General features: G+C 71.5%; 15 protein-coding genes. 10 read left to right on the forward strand and 5 right to left on the reverse strand.

The features are described 5' to 3' along the window. Positions 1 to 29 precede the first annotated feature (29 nt). From POF43_RS06710 to POF43_RS06725, 4 genes are read left to right on the forward strand one after another with little or no spacing between them, the layout of a single operon-like run. Positions 30 to 974 carry a GNAT family N-acetyltransferase gene (locus tag POF43_RS06710; RefSeq protein WP_271315908.1) on the forward strand — a complete coding sequence of 315 codons (945 nt, stop codon included), beginning with the start codon at positions 30 to 32 and terminating at the stop codon, positions 972 to 974. Beyond that, a complete protein-coding gene (locus tag POF43_RS06715) occupies positions 965 to 2,401 on the forward strand; it encodes an MFS transporter (RefSeq protein ID WP_271324234.1) in 1,437 nt (478 codons plus the stop codon). The genes POF43_RS06710 and POF43_RS06715 overlap by 10 nt, the downstream gene beginning before the upstream one ends. After that, complete coding sequence (gene asnB / locus POF43_RS06720) at positions 2,401 to 4,605, forward strand: asparagine synthase (glutamine-hydrolyzing) (protein ID WP_271324235.1); 2,205 nt, start codon at positions 2,401 to 2,403, stop codon at positions 4,603 to 4,605. The genes POF43_RS06715 and asnB overlap by 1 nt, the downstream gene beginning before the upstream one ends. Further along, positions 4,602 to 5,591 carry a JmjC domain-containing protein gene (locus tag POF43_RS06725; protein WP_271324236.1) on the forward strand — a complete coding sequence of 330 codons (990 nt, stop codon included), beginning with the start codon at positions 4,602 to 4,604 and terminating at the stop codon, positions 5,589 to 5,591. The genes asnB and POF43_RS06725 overlap by 4 nt, the downstream gene beginning before the upstream one ends. 99 nt (positions 5,592 to 5,690) lie before the next feature. Here the strand turns inward: POF43_RS06725 and POF43_RS06730 are convergent, their stop codons facing one another. Together POF43_RS06730 and POF43_RS06735 are read right to left on the reverse strand one after the other, a co-directional pair. Then, the gene (locus POF43_RS06730; RefSeq protein ID WP_271315904.1) at positions 5,691 to 6,185 is read right to left on the reverse strand and encodes an SRPBCC family protein; all 495 of its coding nucleotides are present in this window, start codon (positions 6,183 to 6,185) and stop codon (positions 5,691 to 5,693) included. Further along, the gene (locus tag POF43_RS06735; RefSeq protein ID WP_271315903.1) at positions 6,182 to 6,556 is read right to left on the reverse strand and encodes an ArsR/SmtB family transcription factor; all 375 of its coding nucleotides are present in this window, start codon (positions 6,554 to 6,556) and stop codon (positions 6,182 to 6,184) included. Before POF43_RS06735 ends, POF43_RS06730 begins: the two co-directional genes overlap by 4 nt. Before the next feature lie 260 nt (positions 6,557 to 6,816). On the opposite strand from POF43_RS06735, the gene POF43_RS06740 reads away from it, so the two are divergent. Further along, positions 6,817 to 7,257 (forward strand): hypothetical protein, encoded by a 441-nt coding sequence (locus tag POF43_RS06740; protein ID WP_271316464.1) that lies wholly within the window; start codon positions 6,817 to 6,819, stop codon positions 7,255 to 7,257. Positions 7,258 to 7,557: 300 nt separating this feature from the next. On the opposite strand, the gene POF43_RS06745 is transcribed toward POF43_RS06740, so the two are convergent. Beyond that, positions 7,558 to 7,722 carry a hypothetical protein gene (locus POF43_RS06745; protein ID WP_308217724.1) on the reverse strand — a complete coding sequence of 55 codons (165 nt, stop codon included), beginning with the start codon at positions 7,720 to 7,722 and terminating at the stop codon, positions 7,558 to 7,560. Between the two features lie 1,072 nt (positions 7,723 to 8,794). On the opposite strand from POF43_RS06745, the gene POF43_RS06750 reads away from it, so the two are divergent. The 4 genes from POF43_RS06750 (at position 8,795) to POF43_RS06775 (ending at position 14,298) form a co-directional block, all read left to right on the forward strand. Beyond that, positions 8,795 to 9,769 (forward strand): ricin-type beta-trefoil lectin domain protein, encoded by a 975-nt coding sequence (locus POF43_RS06750; RefSeq protein WP_308217725.1) that lies wholly within the window; start codon positions 8,795 to 8,797, stop codon positions 9,767 to 9,769. A gap of 133 nt (positions 9,770 to 9,902) precedes the next feature. Continuing rightward, the gene (locus POF43_RS06755; protein WP_372515872.1) at positions 9,903 to 11,843 is read left to right on the forward strand and encodes an RICIN domain-containing protein; all 1,941 of its coding nucleotides are present in this window, start codon (positions 9,903 to 9,905) and stop codon (positions 11,841 to 11,843) included. A 428-nt stretch (positions 11,844 to 12,271) separates the two neighbouring features. Further along, a complete protein-coding gene (locus POF43_RS06765) occupies positions 12,272 to 13,021 on the forward strand; it encodes a hypothetical protein (RefSeq protein WP_271324529.1) in 750 nt (249 codons plus the stop codon). 515 nt (positions 13,022 to 13,536) lie between these two features. Next, positions 13,537 to 14,298, forward strand: coding sequence for a YcnI family copper-binding membrane protein (locus POF43_RS06775; protein ID WP_282704459.1), 762 nt, complete (start codon positions 13,537 to 13,539; stop codon positions 14,296 to 14,298). Between the two features lie 781 nt (positions 14,299 to 15,079). On the opposite strand, the gene POF43_RS06780 is transcribed toward POF43_RS06775, so the two are convergent. Further along, positions 15,080 to 15,502, reverse strand: a complete 423-nt coding sequence (locus tag POF43_RS06780; RefSeq protein ID WP_271323071.1) for a hypothetical protein — start codon at positions 15,500 to 15,502, stop codon at positions 15,080 to 15,082. An 803-nt stretch (positions 15,503 to 16,305) separates the two neighbouring features. Beyond that, positions 16,306 to 18,363, reverse strand: a complete 2,058-nt coding sequence (locus tag POF43_RS06785) for a ricin-type beta-trefoil lectin domain protein (protein WP_271323072.1) — start codon at positions 18,361 to 18,363, stop codon at positions 16,306 to 16,308. 806 nt (positions 18,364 to 19,169) lie between these two features. On the opposite strand from POF43_RS06785, the gene POF43_RS06790 reads away from it, so the two are divergent. Beyond that, on the forward strand, positions 19,170 to 19,781 hold the full coding sequence (locus POF43_RS06790; protein WP_271323073.1) for a nitroreductase family protein: 612 nt from the start codon (positions 19,170 to 19,172) through the stop codon (positions 19,779 to 19,781). The last annotated feature ends 83 nt before the right edge of the window (positions 19,782 to 19,864 follow it).

A 19,864-nucleotide genomic window follows, 5' to 3' on the forward strand; every position in this document is an offset into this window, starting at 1 on the left:
TCGAATCCCCCGGGATACCGCTCGCCGAATTGGCTGAGGAACGCCGGACCACGATCATCAACTACGTGATCGCCCTGGTCGCCCTCGCCAGGAAGACGGGGATCGACCCGCGGTCCCTGGCCGGGTGGCTGAACCGGCAGTACGAGGACGCGGGCTGGTACGGCCAGTTCGTGTCGGACCACGGCCCGGGAAACCTGCCCGCCTTCGCCGAGGAGTTCATGCGGGGGCGCCGCCTGCTGCACGACCGGACCTCCGCGACCCTCGCGGACGGTGAACTGACCGTGCGGACCGACCAGTTCGCCCGGCGGGACTTCTCGGCCTGCTTCTTCCTCGGCATCGAGCAGGAGGACGTCGAGGAGTTCTTCGACGCTGTCGTGGAGCTGCACGCCCGCAGGATCGGCATCGACGCGCGGCTGAGCCGCGACGCGACGCACGAGATCCTCAGCGCCCGGCCCCGCGAGCAGCCCGCGCCCGCCACCGCGGACCCCGGTCAACGCGTGGAGCCGGCCGTCCGTGAGGCAGGGGCGGCCGATCTCCCGTGGATCCGCGAGGTGTTGACCGAGCGCTGGGGGAGCCCGGTGATGGTGTTGACCGGACAGGCCACCGACCTGCTGACCTGCCCGGCCCTGATCGCCTCGTCCGACGGGCGGGACGCGGGTCTGCTGACCTACCGTGTCGCGGACGGCGCGTGCGAGATCATGTCGCTCGACGCCCTGGAGCCGATGCAGGGCATGGGCGGCGCTCTGGTGGCCGCGCTGCGCCAGCGTGCCGACGGCGAGGGATGGCGGCGCGTGACCGTCACCACGACGAACGACAACATCGCCGCCCTCACCTTCTACCAGCGGCTCGGCTTCCGGATCACGTCCGTGGTGCCCGACGCGGTCGCGCTGTCGAGGAAGATCAAGCCCTCCATCCCGCGGGTGGCCGACAACGGCCTGCCCATCACAGACGAAATCAGCCTGGAATGCTCCTGACGTCGGGCCCCAAGGTCGGAGCGCGCAACCGGCTGCTGGTGACGGTCGTCGCCGGCGGCGTGTTCGCCAGCGTGGCCAGCCTTCCCATGGTGCTGCTCGCCTCGGCCGCCATGGTGCGCGGCTTCCACATCTCCTACACCGACCTGCAATGGCGCAACCTGCTGTTCTGGACGGTATTCGGTGTGACGCTGCCGCTCTTCGGCCGGGTCACCGAGCGGGTCGCACCCCGTACCCAGTTCGTGTGCGGCATCGCGGTGTTCGCCGTCTCGGCGGTCATCGGGGCACTCGCCACCAACTGGCAGCTGTACCTGGTCAGTCCGGCCCTTCAGGGACTGGCCGACGCGATCGTGGTCAGTGCCCAGGCGGTACTGATCCGGGCCATGCTCCCGTCCGACCGGGTGGGCTGGGCCTTCGGCTGGCAGGGCGCCGTGCTGGCGGCCGCGCAGCTCGGCAGCCCGGCCCTGGGCGGTTTCCTGCTGGAGCACACCTCGTGGCGGGCGGTCTACTGGATCGTCCTCGGCGTCGGCGCGCTGGCCGGTGCCGCGGCGCTCGCCCTGCTGCCCGGCCGCACCGGCGAGCCCGGCGCCGGGAACCGGAACGCCTCCCCGAGCCCGCTGCCGGTCGCCGGCACCTGCATTCTGGGCGTCGCGGTCGCCGCCTGGCAGGCCGTCGTCCTGACCGGCGGCCTGGCACGCTTCGGCGCCGTGGCCGTCGCGGTGGCCGCGACCGCCACGTTCTGGGTCCGTGAGCGCCGCACCCCGGCGCAAAACCGGTACCTGCCGAGCGGACTGCTGCAGAACAGGGCCTTCTTCTTCACCTCGCTGCGCGGCCTGCTGCTGTACTTCCCGGTCAACGCCATCGGTATGTTCCTGCCGCTCGCCCTGCTGGCCGTCGACGGCTGGTCCACCGTCAAGGTCGGCGTCGTGCTGCTGCTCGACGCCCTCGTGGTCACCTTCGCCGGCGGTACGGCCGGCAGCTTCGCCGACCGGTCCCCGCAGCGGATGGTGCGCGTGGGCTTCCTCAGCCTGACCGTGTCCGCCGTCGTCATGGCCTTCTGGTCGGACACCCTCACCGGTGTGTGCGCGGCCCTGCTGCTGCTCGGGCTCGGCGTGGCGGCCGCTGTCCCGGGCCAGAGCAAGATCGCCATGGAGGCCGCTCCCGAGCAGGACACCGGCAGCTACATGAGCGTCTTCCAGAGCGCGCAGTTCGTCTCCATCGGGCTGGCGTCCGTGGTGTTCGCCCCGCTGATGCAGGGCGCCCGGGCCCAGGCGCTGTCCCGCGACGGCTTCGAGATCGTCTGCCTGGTGTGCGCGGTCCTGTTCGCGGCCGGCGTCGTGTCGGTGGTCGACCGCACCCGCCGGGGCGACGAGCGGACGGGCACGGTGCAGGCCCAGGACATGGTCGGATCGCTGGGAGGGAACGACTGATGTGCGGAATCGCCGGCATGGCCGTACGGAACGGCCTGACCGTCACCCCGGCCGACCGGGCGGACGTCGACACCATGATCGCGACCCTGACCCACCGGGGCCCGGACGGCACCCGTGCGGTGTACGACGCCACGTGTGCGGTCGCCTTCAGCCGCCTGGCGATCGTCGACCCGCCCGGCGGGCAGCAGCCGTTCAGCAGCGCGGACGGCATGATCACCGTCCTGGTCAACGGCGAGATCTTCAACCACGAGCAGTTGCGCGCCGGCGTACGCCCCGGCTACCGCTGGCAGGGGCGGTCCGACACCGAAGCGGTGCTCGCCCGGTACGAGAGCACGGGGATCAGCGGGCTGAAGGCGCTCCGCGGCATGTACGCGGCCGTCGTCGTCGACCGCCGCGAACAGGCGGTCTACCTCCTGCGCGACCGGCTCGGGATCAAGCCGCTGTTCTACTCCAGCCGTGGCGGACGCCTGGTCTTCGCCTCGGAGATCAAGGCGCTGCTCGCCGCTCCGGGAGCCGGCCGCGCGCCGGGGTTCGACTGGGTCACAGCCCTGGCGGACCCCGCGATCAACGGCCACATCGCCGCCCCGGCCGGCCCGCCGCCGTCGTACTTCACCGACATCAGCCAACTGCCGGCCGCGCACGTCCTGCGGTTCGACCTCGCCACCGGAGCCCTGCGCCTGGAGGAGTACTGGCGGCTGGGGGAGGCGGCCGAGGCATTCCGCGAGCGGCACGGGACGCAGCAGTGGTCGGCCCGGGAGTGGACCGCGGCCTACCGGGAGCTGCTCCAGGAAGCCGTCACCGACTCCCTCATGAGCGACGTCGAGATCGGCTGCTTCCTGAGCGGCGGTGTCGACTCCACGGTCATCGCCGCCATCGCCGCCCGGCAGGACAACGCAATCCACTGCTTCTCCGTGTGCAGCGACAGCACGCTGGCCAACGGCGACGCCTACTTCGCGCAGGAGGCGGCGGCGTCGCTGGGCCTGCCCCACCACCAGGTGGACTTCACCGGCCCCGGCTGCGAGGTCACCGCCGATTCCTACCTGGAGCTGCTCAAGCTGTGCGAGACGCCGCTGCTCAGCCCGGAGCAGTTCTTCAAGTTCCAGTTGCACCGCTACGCCAAGCAGACCCGTCCCGGCCTGAAGGTGATGCTCACCGGTCAGGGCAGCGACGAGTTCAACGGGGGCTACACCACGCTGTTCGGCACGGACTGGGATGCGAACCTGGACGGCCTCGGGTACCTGGCCGAGGGGCGGGCCGCGCTCGACGCCGGGCTGCCGGTCACGGTGTGGAACGAGCACTTCAACCGGCGCCTGCTGACCCCCGCCGCCCACCCGCGCGGCGCGGGCGTGTGGGAGACCTACGTCGCGGGCAAGTCCCGCGACCTCCAGACGTACAACTGCTGGCACGAGGACCGGACCGCCTCCGGCAACGGGGTCGAGAACCGGGTGCCCTTCCTCGACCACCGCCTGGTGGAGCTGTGCATGGCCGTCCCGCAGCCGCTGCGGGCCGAACTGCTGTGGGACAAGCGCATCCTCAGGCAGTCCGCGCGCGAGTGGCTGCCGGAGAGGTTCGCCGACCGCCCGAAGGTGCCGTTCTTCTACGGGCCGAAGCGCCACGCCGCCCACCAGGCCATGCTCGACGCGCTGCGCGCCGACCACGCCGCGCTCTTCGAGCACGCCATGTCCGGGCCCGGCGCGCAGGAGTACCTCGATACGGCCGCCATGCGCCGCACGCTCTCGGACTTCGAGGCGGATCCGAGGCTCGGCAACTTCGAGTTCTTCGCCCGGCTGGTCAACATGGCGCTGCTGGACAAGCTCGCCGGGTCCCCCGGCGCGCTGCGGCTGCGCCCCGGGGCGGACGGGGCGCCGGTGGCGCTGCGGCGCGCGGAGCCGGTCCCCTCACCCGGCGCGGGCGGTTCCCCCGTCGTCGAGAGCGCGGTCTACACCCTCGCCCCGGACGTCATGGCGCTGACGCCGCTGCACACCGACGACGAGTGGTACGTCGCCGTCAACGGCACCGTCGAATACGTCCTGCCCCTGCCGGACAGCGACGACTGGCGGCGGGTCGTCATGGCCCTGGACGGCCGGCGCACCCTCGGCGAGGCGGTCCGGGCCGCCGACGTGAAACTCGTCGGCGTCGAGGAACTCCTCGTGGAATCGCTCGAAGCCGGAATCGTCACCCGCCTGGAAGGAAGCACCGGATGACCACGCACCCGTCGGACCTCGCCCGGCTCATCGACCCGCTGACGGTCGGCGAGTTCTTCGACAAGCACTGGCAGGGCGTCCACCACGTGTCGCACGGTCCGCTCGAACGGCTGACCGCCATTCCCGGCGTGGCCGAGATCGGCACGGACGTGGAGCAGGCGCTCGAACGCTACCGGGGCCCGATCATGGTCTACGGGGACGCGGTGACCGAGGAGGCGGAAGGCCTGTCGGAGCGGATGCTCGTGCCGCACGAGGAGGCGCTGGACTGGCTGCACAAGGGCGCCAACCTCGAGATGGACTTCGCCGACATGTACCTGCCGCGCATACGCCGGCTGGTCGGCCGGCTCCGCACCGAACTCGGCCTGCCGGAGGGGACGCTGGCCAAGGCCATCCTCTACTCGGGCGAGGGCGGCGCCGGCCTCGAACCGCACTTCGACGCCTACTGCAACTTCGTCCTCCAGCTCGGCGGCCGCAAGACGTGGCGCGTGGGGCCCAACACCCACGTGGTGAACGCGGTCCAGCACTACGACGCGTTCGAAGCCCCCTACCTCCCCGACGAGCTGGCCTCCTACTGGACCGGCGGCACGGTGGACGTCGACCCGCCGGTGCTCGAAGAGGTGGAACTGACCGCGGGCTCCCTGCTGTTCATGCCGCGCGGCGAGTGGCACGCGACCTCGTCGTCGGAGACCTCCCTGGCACTCAACCTCACCTTCGGCCAGCCCTCCTGGCTCGACCTGCTGCTCACCGAGATCCGCGCCCGTCTGGTCAAGTCCCCGAACTGGCGTGCGCTGGCCACCGCCCCCGGCGGCGCCCCCTGGCAGTCCGAGCAGGAGAGCCGGGCGCTGCTGACCGAGGCCCTCGGCGAACTGCGCACGCTCGGCGGAGCGATCGAACCCGACGACGTTTTCGGCCGGCACAACGCCGGCACCGACCGGTACTCGGAGATCCACCGCGCTCTCCGGCAGATCCTGCGCCTGCCCGGGTAGCCCGCCGCACGAACCGGAGGACCGCCCGTTCGTGTCCGGGCGGCCCGGGCCGAGACGGGGACAGGGGAGATGCGGTGGCAGTGGCGTTCGGCGCAGCGGTCAGCCGAGGGTGCGCAGCACCGCGTCCAACTGCTCGTAGCCCTCGGTGACGCCGCGGTCCATGCCGCTGGCCAGGATCATGTCGCGGGCGGCCAGGCTCTCGACGATCCCGAGGACGGTGACGCGGGTGCGGCCGTCCCCGAGGTCCTCGAACGTCACGGTGTCGAGGCTGACGCCGTCCGGGACGCCGTCGTAGGTGAAGGTCTGGACGAGGCGCTCAGCGGGGCGCGCCTCGTGGAAGGAGCCGTAGAAGGAGGCGACTTCCCGCCCGTCGCGCAGTTGGCGGTAGCGGTAGCTGCCGCCGGTGCGCAGGTCCCAGTGGTCGAACGTGGTGGTGAGGTCCTTGGGGCCGAGCCACTGTCCGACGAGCCCGGGTTCGGTCCAGGCGCGGTAGACCTGCGGGACGGGTGCGTCGAACTCGCGGGTGATGCGGATGGTCGGCAGCCGGGGGTCGGCCTCGATGGCGGTCTCGCGGACCGGTCGGTCGGTGGTCATGGTGATGCGACTCCTTCGCCCTGCTCGTCTTCGTCTTCCTGCTGCGGGTCCGCGTCCAGGGTCGCCAGCACGGCGTCCAGGCGGCGGAACCGTTCCTCGGCGTTGCGCCGGTAGCGGTCGACCCAGGCGGTCATCTCGTCGAGCACGGCCGTCTCCAGATGGCACGGTCGGCGCTGTGCGTCGCGGGTCCGGCTGATCAGCCCGGCCTCCTCCAGCACCTTCAGGTGCTTGGACACCGCCTGGAGCGACATCGTGAACGGCTCGGCCAACTGGCCGGGCGTCGCGTCACCGAGCGACAGCCGGGCCACGATGTCCCGCCTGGTCGGATCGGCGAGCGCGGTGAACGCCCGGGAGAGCTGCTCCTCGGCCACTGGCGTCCCCTCACCTGTTGTCAACCGCTGGGTTGAGGACCACGCTACGCTGATCCCGAGTGTTGTCAACCGCTGGGTTGAAGATGCTGGTCGGAGCGCGACCGTGGGACGCAACCCGTTCCACGAGCTGCTCACCGCTGTCGTGGCGCCCGGGCCGACCGCCGTGGATGCGGGGGTGCGCGCCCGAAAGCGCCGGCGCTGGCCGGCCGTCGGCGGGGGCTGGCGAGCGGGACGGGGGCCGGGCGGGCTAGGTTGTGCGAGTGAGTCTCCTTGATGATGTGGCCGAGCGCGACGGCTGGCGCTGCTGGGTGTGCGACGAACCGGTCGACCCCGACGAATCGGTGAACGACCCGCGCGGGCCCAGCGTCGACAGCCGCACCGCCGACCGCAAGGCCAAGATCGCCGAGCGGCTCGCGCACCGCGGGTGCAACACCCGCAAGGGCGCGGTCAAAGTGGTCATCGGCTGGCCCGACCACCTGTACGTGGTCGAACCCGCACCGCTCGCCGCCGTCGCCGCGCGGCTGGAGCGCAAGGGCGGCCGTGAGACGGTCGGCCGCTGTCCCACCCGCAAGGACGCCCAGGCGGCGGCCGATTGGCTGGTCGACCGGTTCTCCCGACTGGTACCGGAGCTGCCCGTGACCGCCGGCGTCGAGCCGGGCGGCGGCCAGTTCCTCGTCGTCCTCGCCACCGGCCGCCGCTGAGGGGGAGGTTCGCGCCTGTCCGTCCGCCGGCGCGGTGGTTACGGCTCCGCCGCCCCGGGGCGGCGAACCCGGTCGGCCGCCGCAACCACCCACCGGGCGCCACCGGGCGCACCGGCCCGAAGGGATGACGGCGCGAGTGCCGGTACGGGTGTGGTCGTGACCGGGATCAGCCGCGCCGCCAGAGGCTTCGTGCGTTGTCCACCCGTCCGGCCCGGACCTGTCGGCGCGTGCGCCCTCGCTTCCGCACCGCCCGCTTTTCTGCACGCCGTAGTGTGATCGGCGGTTGACGGCGCCGATCGATCACGGGTTGCCGGCGCGGCCGTCGTGCCGGGCGTACCCCTCGATCATGTGCACCGGCGCCTCCCGAAGCCGCATGGGCTCCTGGCCGCTCATGCCGGTGACGCCGATATCGGATGCCCCGGCCGTGCGCCGTTCGGCGAACGCGGCCTGCCCCCAGGCGGCCAAGCCTCCGTGACGACCTCCGGGGCGGCGCCGCGCCGTTGAAGTGTCCTTCGGAGCGGTGGTGTCGCGGCACGTCCTGTCCGGCCGTCACCTGCGGGAATCAATTCTGTTCCACCCCGGCCGGCGTCTCTTCCGATCGCTGATAGCGAAGACGCAATCCTTTGCAAGATGTGTGAGTTTGTTTCTTTCGGCTTTGCTCTTGACCCTCCAATCAACACGACCTCACACTACTGAACAGATTTCCCCCCGGATGGGTGCGGGGACGACGCGTGTCATCCGGGGCACTCTCCGAACCGCCGCTTCCGAGGTGAGGTTGGTTTGTCGTGCGACGAAGACTGAGATCCGCTCCGCTGTTGGTGCTTGCGTTGCCGACCGCGCCACTGGCGGTGGTCGCGGCTCCGGAGGCTCGTGCCGCGTCCACGACGGCCTTGACGGTGGACGGCATCCGGAGCGGGCGGACGTTCGACGGTAGCGGTGCGATCAGTGGCGGCGGTACCACCGCCGGGACCGCGCCGGAGTCGTGGACGTACGCCGACAACGCCCCGCTGGAGATCCTGCGTTGCATCGGGACCGGCAACCGGAACCGGTCCCGTACCTGAGCCTCACGGCGCCAGGAGACGATGAACGGTTCCGGTGCGGACGGTGGTGTCCGCCGGACCAACAGTCACCCGGTCCGGGTGCGGGATCATCCCGCACCCCGACCGGGGCCAGGCGGACAACGCGGGCCAGCCGTCCTCACGTCACCCGCACCCGCCATCCGCTCGCCACGAACGCGCCGGTGGACAAGCCGGCCCATCCGCTCCTCACGAACACGCCGGTGGACAAGCCGGCACCCCCTCGGGTCTGCCGGCGAGCACCGTGCGGTGCTGTGCCCGGTCAAGAGCCCACCGACGAGAAAGCCGGACCCATCATGATGCGGTTAGCGAGAGCTGGGGCAGTCATGGCCTCAGTAGCAGGACTTGCCCTGGCGATCGGCATGCAGCCGTCGGCGCACGCCGCCGACGCACGGCCCTCCCTGAATCGGACGGCGTCGGTCGCAGCGACGGCGGCGCAGACCCCGCTGCGAGTGGAACCGATGGGCGACTCGATCACGTGGGGGTACCAGAGCACCACCGGAAACGGCTACCGCGGGCCGCTCGACGACGAGCTGACCGGCGAGGGATACCCGGTGGACTTCGTCGGGTCGGGCCGGGGCGGCACGATGTCCGATCCGGACAACGAGGGCCACTCCGGGTGGCGGATCGATCAGATCGCCGGGATCGCGGACTCGTCGCTGGCCAGGTACAAACCGAACGTCGTGACCTTGATGATCGGTACCAACGACCTCGGGCAGAACTACCAGGTGTCCACCGCACCGGACCGGCTCAGCGCGCTGGTGGACCAGATCGTGAGTGACGACCCGACCGCGACCGTACTGGTCGCCAATCTGATCGTCTCCACGAACACGGTGGTCGCGCCGGCCGAGCCGGCTTTCAACGCGGCCGTGGCCGGCATGGTCCAGTCGAAGCAGGGGGCCGGCGAGCACGTGTCCCTGGTCGACATGAGCGCCCTGACCACCGCCGACCTCTTCGACGCGCTGCACCCGAACGACGGCGGGTACCAGAAGATGGCCGACGCCTGGAACAAGGGCATCCAGGCCGCAGCCGCTGCGGGCTGGATACAACCGCCGGCCCCCGTCACCGCCGCCGTGCAGTCCGGCGTCGCCGGCAAGTGCCTGGACGCCAACACCGGTTCCGCCGCGGACGGTACCGCGGTCCAGATCTGGGGCTGCAACAACACCTCGGCCCAGCAGTGGACGACGAACTCCGCGGGCAGCCTGACGGTCCTGGGCAAGTGCCTGGACGCCACCGCCCTCGGCACCGCCAACGGCACCAAGGTCGAACTGTGGGACTGCAACGGCGGCGCCAACCAGCAGTGGCAGCCCTACCGCGGCGGCTACCGCAACCCCGTCTCCGGCCGCTGCCTGGACGACCCGGCCGGTTCCACCACCGACGGCACCCAACTGGAGCTGTGGGACTGCAACGGCACTGCCAACCAGCAGTGGTACTGAGTCCCGCCCGACGCATGGCGCCGCCTGCCCGCAGGTCGGGCAGGACGCCATGGTCCAGGCGCTGTCCGGCAGGGGCGGCGCGTGACCCGCACGAGGTATCCCGCACGTCCCATCGAGCAGAACGGTTCCGACCATGAGACGACTCAAGACCCTGGTAGCGGGGGGTATGACGCTGCTGCTCGGCGCGGCGGGCCTGCTGCTGTCCCCGGTGGCGCAGGCCGACACCCCGCTGCCGTCCCCCGACACCGTCTTCCAGGCATGGAACAACGCCTTCCTGGTGACCGGCGGCAGCACCGGGACCTACTACACCGACGAGCTGAAGAGCACCGGAACCGAGCGGGCCGGCACCTGGATCGCGGCGCTGGACATCGAGGTCGCCCAGGACGTCTACCTGCGCACGCACGCGCCGGCCGACCGGCAACGGGTCAGCGATCTGGTCAACACCTTCCTCACCGACGACGGCACCACATGGACGTCGTGGGACGGCTGGAACGACGACATCGCGTGGATGATCACCGCGACGATCAGCGGCTACCAGGACACCGGCGACGCGAACTGGCTGAACGTGGCCACCGACCAGTGGAACCAGACCTACAACCGGGGCTGGACCGGCGACGGGGGCGGCGGCATCTGGGAGAACGACACGGACTACAGCAAGTGCGCGCTCAGCAACGACCCCATGATCAGCACCGGTGTCGAACTGTACGAGATCACCGGTGACGGCTCCTACCTCACCAAGGCGGAGCAGATCTACGACTGGATGCGCGGCCACGTCGTCAACACCTCCACCGGCGTGGTCAACGAGTGCGTCGCCTTCCCGAACGGCAAGAGCGGCACCACCACCCTCCAGGCGTCCGACAACGCGTACAACGCCGGGTCGTGGATCGAGGCCGCCGACAACCTCTACCGGGTCACCGGCAACAGCGAGTACCACGACGACGCCCAGCGCACCGCGGACCACTTCCTCAACGACGTGCCGATCGTGGCCAACAACCAGACCCGCGGCAGTTCCTACCAGTACTGGCTGTTCAAGGGCATCAGCGACTTCTGCACCGACGCCGACCTGTGCGGCCGCTACGACGCCTGGATGCGTTCCAACGCGGCCCAGGCCTGGAACGAACGCAACAGCGCCGACCTCACCTGGAACGACTGGACCGAGCCGACCAACGACTCCAACCCCGACGCCTTCGAGATGAACGGCATGGTCGGGCTGTTCCAGGTACTGCCCAGCGAAGCCGCCTCCCCGTTCTCCGGCACGTACGAGATCCAGAGTGCCGCCAGCGGGCTGTCGCTCGGCGTGCAGAACGACTCCACCGCCAACTCGGCGCCGATCGTGCAGAACGCCGACACCGGGGACACGGGCGCCTCGTGGTCCTTCGTCCCGCAGAGCAACGGCTACTACGAGATCAAGAACAGCCGTAGCGGCCAACTCCTCAACGTCAACGCGGCCTCCGGCAAATCCGGCGCCCTGATCGTGCAGTGGCCGGCCGGCGGCACCTCCGCGGGCAACGACCAGTGGAAGCCGGTCGCGAACTCCGACGGCACCTGGTCCTTCTACAACCGCAACAGCGGGCAGGCCCTGGACGACCCGGCGGGCAGCAACACCGCGGGGACGCAGTACGACCAGTGGTTCCCCAACGACACCGCCAACCAGAGGTTCAAGGTGGCCTCGCGCACCACGGGCGCCGCCCCCGGCCGCGTCAGCTCCGGCATCGCGGGCAAGTGCCTGGACGTCAACGGCGGCTCCGGCACCAACGGCACTGCTGTGCAGATCTGGGGCTGCAACACCACCGCCGCCCAGTCCTGGACCCTCAACTCCGACGGCACCCTGACCTCGCTCGGCAAGTGCCTGGACACCACCGGCGGCGGCACGGCCAACGGCACCAAGGTCGAACTGTGGGACTGCAACGGCGGCGCCAACCAGCAGTGGCAGCCCTACGACAACGGCTACCGCAACCCGTCGTCCGGCCGCTGCCTGGACGATCCCGCCGCCTCCACCACCGACGGCACCCAGGTCGCACTGTACGACTGCAACGCGACCCCCGCCCAGACGTGGTCCCAGCCCGGCGCGTAGCTGCTGGACTCCCGCGAGAGTTCCCCGGTCCGGATCGCCGCCGTGGCGGTCCGGGCCGGGGATGCGACGCCCCGACGACAACCGCCTGCCGGGCGGTGGGACAGCGAAACGCCGTCCCACCGCCCGGCCTTCGCGTCCTCGATCGGTGACGAGAACCGGTCGGCGCTCGTCCGTATCCGCCCACCGAAGTCATCGGTCAGCACCACTCCGCGCCGCCGCGTCGACCGACAACCGCGGGCACCTGTGGTGAGGTCACGGGAACGTCCCGGTCCTCCCGCGCGACTGTCCTCGGGGCCGGAGTCCCTCCTCGACGCCAGGCCCCGGGGGACGGCCGGTTCCGGTCAACCCCGTGTCGGACGTGCGACGGCGGATGGGACGATGGGGAACCTATGGAACCAGGGCGGGCTTCACGGTTGACGCGGGCGGCGATGTTCGCCGCCGTCTGCGTGCCGTCCGCCGCCATCGGCCATCAACTGATGTCCGGCGACGACATCCCGTCGTGGACGCTCCTGCTCACCTTCGCCGCGACCACGGCGGGCGCCTGGGCCCTCTCCCACCGGGAGCGGGGCCGCACCTTCGTCACGATGATCACGGTCGCCGCCCAGTTCGCCCTGCACGCACTGTTCTCCCTCGGGCAGGCGACAGCGGCAACGGCCCCGCGCGGCGCCGCCTCGTTCGCCCGGCAATGGGCTTCGGTCCTGCTGTGCGGAACGCCCGCCGCAGCACTGTCCGACGGCGCCGCCCGTCTCGTCCGTGCGGCGGGGCTCAGCGGCCGGCTCGGGAGCCCGCCGCCGGCAACGCACGCCATGGCCGGCATGAGTTCGATGCCCGCGACGGGCTCCATGCGGGGCATGCCCGGTCACTCGGCGATGCCGGCGATGGCGCCGATGTCCCACGGATACGGCGCGGTCGGCATGGTGGCCGCGCACCTGCTCGTCGCGGTGCTCTGCGGCATCTGGCTCGCCTACGGTGAACGGACGGCCTTCCGCATCGGCCGGGTGATCGCCACCCGGATCCTCACCCCGGTCCTGCTGATCCTCTGGACACCGCGAGCCTCCCACCGGCTCCGGGTGCGGCCGGACCGAGCCCGCTCCGCCCGGCGCCCGCGCTCCCTGCTGCTCACGCACGTCATCGCCACCCGGGGCCCGCCCCGCGCGATGGCCGCCGGCCACGCCTGACACACCTGATCCCGGCGCGCCGCCCGATGTCGGTGGCCGCCGAGCGGTCCGGCGTGTCCGCCCCCAGCGGTCTCACCCCCGGTCCCGCGACTCCGGCCCCGGCGCCGTGGACCCGGTGAACCGCGCGGATCGCAGAATCCCGCAGCCCACCCGGGTCGGCGACCGCCCGGTGGCGTGCACCGGTCGGCGGACAACGCCTGCCCGAGGTCGGCCGCCCGCGCCCTGACCCGTCTCATCGGCCTGCCCTACGCCGAAGCCGCCGGCGTCACCGCTGGCCCGATCGGCGCCGTCCGCTCACGCGCCGCGCGAGCGCGCATCGCGCTGATCCGCTCCATCGGGTCCGCCGCTACCCCGCCCGACCGGCGACCGGCGCCCGTGCCCCTCGCCGCCTGATCCGGGCCGGGGCGGGCGGCGCCAAGGCGTGTCATCCGCCCCGGCGCCACCGGATACGACCCGGACCACCCTTCACTCCTTCGGCAGTCGAAGCCGATCACTCACCCTCTGGAGCCACCTTCATGTCCACCGCCTCCCTGCCGTCCCCCGCCCGCGCGAGCCGCGCCGCCCGGACCGCCGCCCGCCGTGTCCTGATCACCGGCGCCCTGGCCGCCGGTGTGGTCATGGCCGGTGCCGGTGCGGCGTTCGCCCACGTCACCGTCCACCCCGACACCTACCCCCAGGGCGCCGAGGACGGCACCATCACCTTCCGGGTCCCCAACGAGGAGGATCACGCCGACACCACCAAGGTCGACATCTACTTCCCGTCCGCCCAGCCGATCCCGTCGGTCCTGGTCTCCCCGGTGCCCGGCTGGACCGCGAAGATCAAGAACGTCACGCTCAAGACACCGATCAAGACCGATGACGGAGACATCACCACCGCCGTCTCCGAGATCACCTGGACCGGCGGCAGGACAGCCCCCGGCCAGTACCAGGACTTCACCGTGGCGTTCGGCCAGCTGCCCACCACCGGCAGCCGGCTCGTCTTCAAGGCGTTGCAGACCTACTCCGACGGCACCATCGTGCGCTGGATCGACCTCCAGCAGCCCGGCCAGGACGAACCCGCCCACCCGGCCCCCACGCTCGAGCTCACCGCCGCCGCACCGGACGGCGGCAGCGGTGCGGCGCCCGCGCCCGCCAAGAGCCGGAGCACGCACCCGGTCGCGGCCAAGGCGGACGACTCCGCCGCCCGCACTCTGGGCATCGCCGGGCTCGTCGTCGGTGTCCTCGGTCTGATAGCCGGCGGCCTGGCCCTGGTCCGCTCCCGCCGCACCGCCTCCTGACCCACCGCCCCATGGGCCCCGGCCGGAGGCAGACGTGCGTGCCGCCTCCCGCGCCGGGGCTCGGGCCCCTACCACCGCGGAACAGCGACTCCATCCGTACGCTCAGCCATGGATGCCCGGCCCGGCCGCCCGCACCGTGCGGTGGCTCGAAGCGGTCGAGGGGGTCGTCCAACGCTTCGGCGGTGACGGTGAGCGCGTTCCGGTCCGCGCGGCGGCCGCGTTCGCGGAGGCGGCGGAGCAGCCCGGCGTGTTCCACGGGGAAGTGCAACAGCCGCCGGATGCCGCCGGCTTGCCCGATCAGGCTCTGCCACGCCTCGCGGTCCCGCCTGGGCCGCACCTCGCGGTCCAGGACCACGCCGTGCGCGTCGGCCACCAGGTCGGCAAGGCGAACGACCGCGGAAACCGCCACCGCACGCACCCGTCGACCCGTCAGGTACGGCTGCGCATCGCGGCTGTCCTCCGGCGTGGGCTCCGCCCGACGCTGCGCCCCCGGGCGTTGGCCGCGGAGATACCGATCCCGAGAGCGACGCCGCCTCATCGGCGTCGAACTGTCCGACCGCTACGCCGACGTCGCCGGACGCCGACTCCGAGGGTGGCTGCCCCGGAAAGACCGCACCCTGGCCGGACCGGAGGCGTGACCATGACCGTCGTGCCGCCGCAGGCGGCGGATCGCAGACGCCGAAGGGCGGCCGGTGCAGCGCAGAACCGCTGCACCGGCCGCCCTTCGCCACCCCAGGCCGCTTCGAACACCCCATGACCACATGGGGTGTTCGGCCGTGGGTCAGGAGATCTGCACGAGATAGACGGAGGCCTGTCCGGAGCCTTCGGGGCCGGCCACCTGCACCAGGTGACCGCCCGCGGACAGCGACACCGAACGCGTCTGGTAGACCCCCGGCGATGCTCCCACGTAGCCCAGCTCCGTACCGTCGATGTACGTGTCGAACGCGGCGTTGCCCGTCACGTCGTACTCGACGGCGTAGACGCCTGCGACCGGCGCGCTGGCCTCAAGATACGTTGGCCCGCTGACCTGGCCGAGCAGTTGCCGCGACAGCGCCTTCGGCGCCGCGGCGCTGTGGATCGCCGTGGCGGGGCCATGTCCGGTGGCTGCGCTGGCATTCCCGCAGAACGCCCCGACGGCCACGGACGCGGTGATGCCGCACACCACTGGAACCGCCGCGTTCCTCACCAGTTTCCACACGTTCAAGAGAAACTCCTTCCCGTATTGCAAAGCAGTGATGTTCCTGATTCGTGCCTCCGGGGCCGGCGAAGGGGATGGCACACACCGGACACGGCCTGACGAGGTGTCTGCGGTCCCCGTTCCGGAGATGGTGATACATAGTGTGGCCTCCTGTTCGTTTTCGGGTCAAGTGCCATGCAAAAGAAACAAGTTCGCACACAATCGGAGTGGGGACCGTTCTCACGCCGCCCCTCCCTCGGTTGACACGCGACGGCCGACCGGTTCGTCGGCGCACTCCGTGTCCCGGTCGCCGTCCGGGCCCGGACCGGTCGCGTGGGCGGGCGCTCCACCGAACTGCTGGCTCTGGCGGTTCGTCCCGCATCCCTCGTGCGGCGCGAGGGCCATCGCATGACTTTCCTGCAATGAACGAAGGCTTTGGTATGTCCGTTCAAACGCGAACGCGAACGCAAATGCAAACGCGAACGCGAACGCAACGCAAAGGCAGACGTGATCCGGGGCCGGCGGGCGCACATGGTTTGAATGGAATGCTTCCCCTCGCGTAACGGCGGGTCAGGTCCGCCGCACCGCGGGTCGGACGTGTCGCCCACCTGTCGTTCTGCCATGCCGGGGGCAAACTTGGACGTCGGCGGACAGTCGGCAGGATGACGCGGTCACCGAAGGAGTTCGCGGAGGTACTCGGACTGCGGTTGTCAGGAACCGGGCGTGGGCGGGGCGTGTGCGGGCGTGCCCCACGGCACGCAGTCGCAGGGGGCGGCGGTGACGGCCCGTTGCGCCCGCTGGAGTGCCCGGCGCTCGCATCGTGCGCGGCGTCAGGGGAGGGCCCAGTGCTGGCCGGGGCCGCCGTCGCAGGTGCGCAGGTCCAACCGCGTCCCGGGCGAGGTGTTGGTGCCCGGGTCGTCGAGGCATTTGCCGGAAGCCGTGTTGACCAGCGTGCCGTTCACGGCCTTCCACTGCTGCGCCCCGGTGCCGTCGCAGCCCCACTCCTGGATCGGGGTGCCGTCGGTCGTTCCGCTGGACGTGACGTCGAGACAGCGGCCGTCGGCCTGCACCGTGCCGTCCGGTTCGAGGGTCCACTGCTGGGCCGTGGTGTAGTCGCAGCCCCACAGCTGGATGGCCGTGCCGTCGGCGGTCGAGTTCTGGTTGACGTCGACGCACTTGTCGCTGTCGGCGTCCGAGACGACCGTGCCGGTGGCCGGAGTGGGCTGGGCGCCGGTGAGCGTGATGTCCACCGTGTGCGACCCCGTCAGGGAGCTGGGGACGGAGTCCGCCGTGGTGGTCGTCCCGTCGAGCTTGAACGAGCTGATCACGTTGCCGGACCCGTGCAGCGCGACGGTCAGGGTCGCCCCCCGGTAGCCGACTCCCGAGAGCGTGGCGTCACCCCAGCCGGCCGGGAGGGTGGGCCGGAAGGTGATGCCGCTGGTGGTGAACTTCAGGCCGAACAGGTCGTCGTCGATCATCCGCAGGTACGCGGTCGCCGACCACGTCTGGTCCGTTGCCGCGTCCCAGTGGCCACCGGTCTGCCAGCCGCCGTCCACCGCGCCGCTCTGCGCGTTGTACGCCTCGGCGAACTGCCCGCTGGAGTCGGCGAGCCCGGCGAGTGTCCGGACCTCGTTGGCGAAGCGTGACTGGTTGCCCGCCTGCGCGGCCGCGTCCGCCCAGTAGCCCTCCACCATCGGCCAGACCAGGACGTTGTGACGCCCGGGTTCCGCGTCGCTGTAGCGCGCGTAGTTCGGGTAGGTGTCCACGATGCCGTAGGGCTGTAGGTGCGCGTTCTGCAGGATCGACTGCGTCTGGGCGGCGTCGGCGATGCCGAAGAGGATGGCGAAGGAGAGGCCGCTGCCCTCCTCGGTCTGGTCCAGCTGCCCCGCCATGCTGTCGCTGCCGTGCACGAAGTAGCCGTACAGGCCCTTGGCCGGGATCCAGAAGTTCTTGTTGATCGCGGTCTTGAGGCTGTCCGCCTGCGTGTTGAGGGCGCTGACCTCGCCGGCGGGCCTGCCGAGCGCCGATGCCATCAAGGCGGTGCTGCGGTACGCCGAGTAGTACAGCTCGTTGGTGCTCAGGGTCATCATGGTGGCGGTCGCCGCGTAACTGCCGACGTAGGAGCCCTGGCTCTCCGTGGCGTCGGCCGGCGGAGCCGGGTAGCCGGCGATGCCGTCGTTGAAGAACGCCGGCCCCTGGAACAGGCCGTAACCGGTGTTGTAGTTCTGGCTCCTGCGCTGGTTCAGGGTGTTCGTGGCCGTCTGGTAGGCGTTGGTGAGGAAGGTCTGGTCCCCGGTGACCAGGTAGTGGTTCCAGGCGGCCGTGGCCCACACGACCTGGTCCCACGTCTCGTTGTCCTGTTGCACGATCAGCTGGCCGTTCGACTGCTTGACCACGGTCGCCCACAGGGTGTTCGCCGCCGACTTCGGCTCCAGCAGGCTCCCGGCGTTCCAGGAGTTGACGGACGCGTCCCTGGTCCACGGCTGGCTGTACCCGCCGCCCGCCCGGATGAACGTCTGCGGAGAGGTCGTCATCAGACCCGACGAGTTGTACGTCGCCGGGTCGAAGGTGACCGTGTTGGTGTCGAGCAGGTTGGCCAGCGCCTTGGTGTACGCCGTGCCCAGCGTCGCCTGGGTGGAGGGGTCGGCGAACGACAGGGCCGGACGGGCCGCGCCGCCGGTCGCCGCCACGGCTTGCGTCTGCCCGCCGCCGGACAGGCCCGCGATGACCAGGGCCAGCGCACCGATCCCGGTCAGCAGGCGGAAGCGCGATGTGTGTCCCGCCGCCGGCCGCGCGCCCCGGAGCCCGTCGGCACCGGAGCCCCGGCCGGTGCTTCCGCCACGTCCCGGCCGGCGCAGGGAGCGGCTCCACCGGCGCCGCCCGCGCACGCCGTCGGCGCCTCCTGCCGGACTTCGCCGGGCGGGGTACGCGGGGCCTGGCCGGGATGCTCTGTCGGCCGCGTCGAAATCCACTGCCGGGGCGGACCGCTGCTTCCCGCCCCCGGCCGGGTGGCCCGGCAGCTCCGCGCCGCCCGCCGCCGTTGCGGGCGCTCCCTCGCCGGCGCCCGCTCGGTGGACGCCGTCGCGTCCTCCCGCCGCCCGGCCTGCGGGGCCGGGGGTGTTGACAACGTTGTCTGCCATAGTGGACGCACCTCTCGACGCGGCGAGGATGGGCAGGGCCGTCGCTGACGGATGGTCAACGGTTCGGGCCACGGCAAGTAAAGGGCAACCTGCCGAGGTGTGTAAATAGCTCCGACCACGCGGGGCCCCGCGTCCCGGAGCGGACGGCCGCAGCGGTACCGTCCGGCTCCAGATCATGGGCGCGTTGCTGCTGCTCAGCGACTTCTTTCCGGAGGGCGAGTCACTGCCGTCCGGGACGCGTGGCCGCCCCCGGGCCGTTCGCGGACGGCCGGTTCCGCGGGGCCCGGCATCGAGGCCGGCGGCGACCGCACCGCCCGCCACGTCCAGCACGCCGGCGGTCCCAGGGTGTTCTCCGGCGCCGCATTGACCGCCACGTCCACCACGCCGACGGTCCCGGGGTGTTCTCCGGTGCCGCACACCAAGCGCCGCCCGCCGCATCCAGCACGCCGCGGGGCGGGAGGCGGTCGGGCCCCGCCGCCCCGCGCGGGCCCGGTCGCCGGCCGCGGCGGTGGGGGAGACCCGTCACGGTGCCGGAGCACGCCTACCATCGCGTGATGGAATACCGCGATGTCATTCGGCGGCGCCGTATGGTGCGCCATTTCTCGGACCGTCCTGTGCCCGCCGACGCGGTGGAACGCATCCTGGCCAGCGCCCTGCGGGCGCCATCGGGCGGATTCGCCCAGGGCTGGGCGTTCCTGGCCCTGACCGGGGCGGCCGATCGCGCCCGGTTCTGGGCGTGCGTCCCCAACGCCACCGAGCACGCTCCGGAGTTGCAGCCCGCTCCGCTGGTCGTCGTGCCGATGGCCCGGGAGAAGTCCTATGTCGAGCGGTACTCGATGCCGGACAAGATCGAGGACGATCCGGACGGTCCCCGGTTCTCGGTGCCCTACTGGTACATCGACGCGGGCATGGCCTCGCTGCTGATGCTGCTGAGCACGGTGGACGAGCACCTGGACGCCGGCTTCTTCACCATCGGCGTGGCCGAGATCCCCGTCGTCAGGGACGCCTTCGGAATCCCCGAGGACTACGACCCCATCGGCGCGATCGCGATCGGCCACCGCGCGGAGAACCTCCCCCCGCAGGTCGGGCGGATCGCTGAGCGGCGCCTCGGAGTCGACGTGCTGGTGCACCGCGGCGCCTGGGGGCGGCACCACGTGGACCCGTGAGCCCGTTGCCCCGCCGACCGGACCGGGAAGGCGGGCCGGCTCCGGGACGGCGCGGGGGGACGGGGGCGTGTGCCGCGCCCATG

This window comes from Streptantibioticus silvisoli (assembly GCF_027947535.2).
Lineage (GTDB): Bacteria > Actinomycetota > Actinomycetes > Streptomycetales > Streptomycetaceae > Streptantibioticus_C > Streptantibioticus_C silvisoli.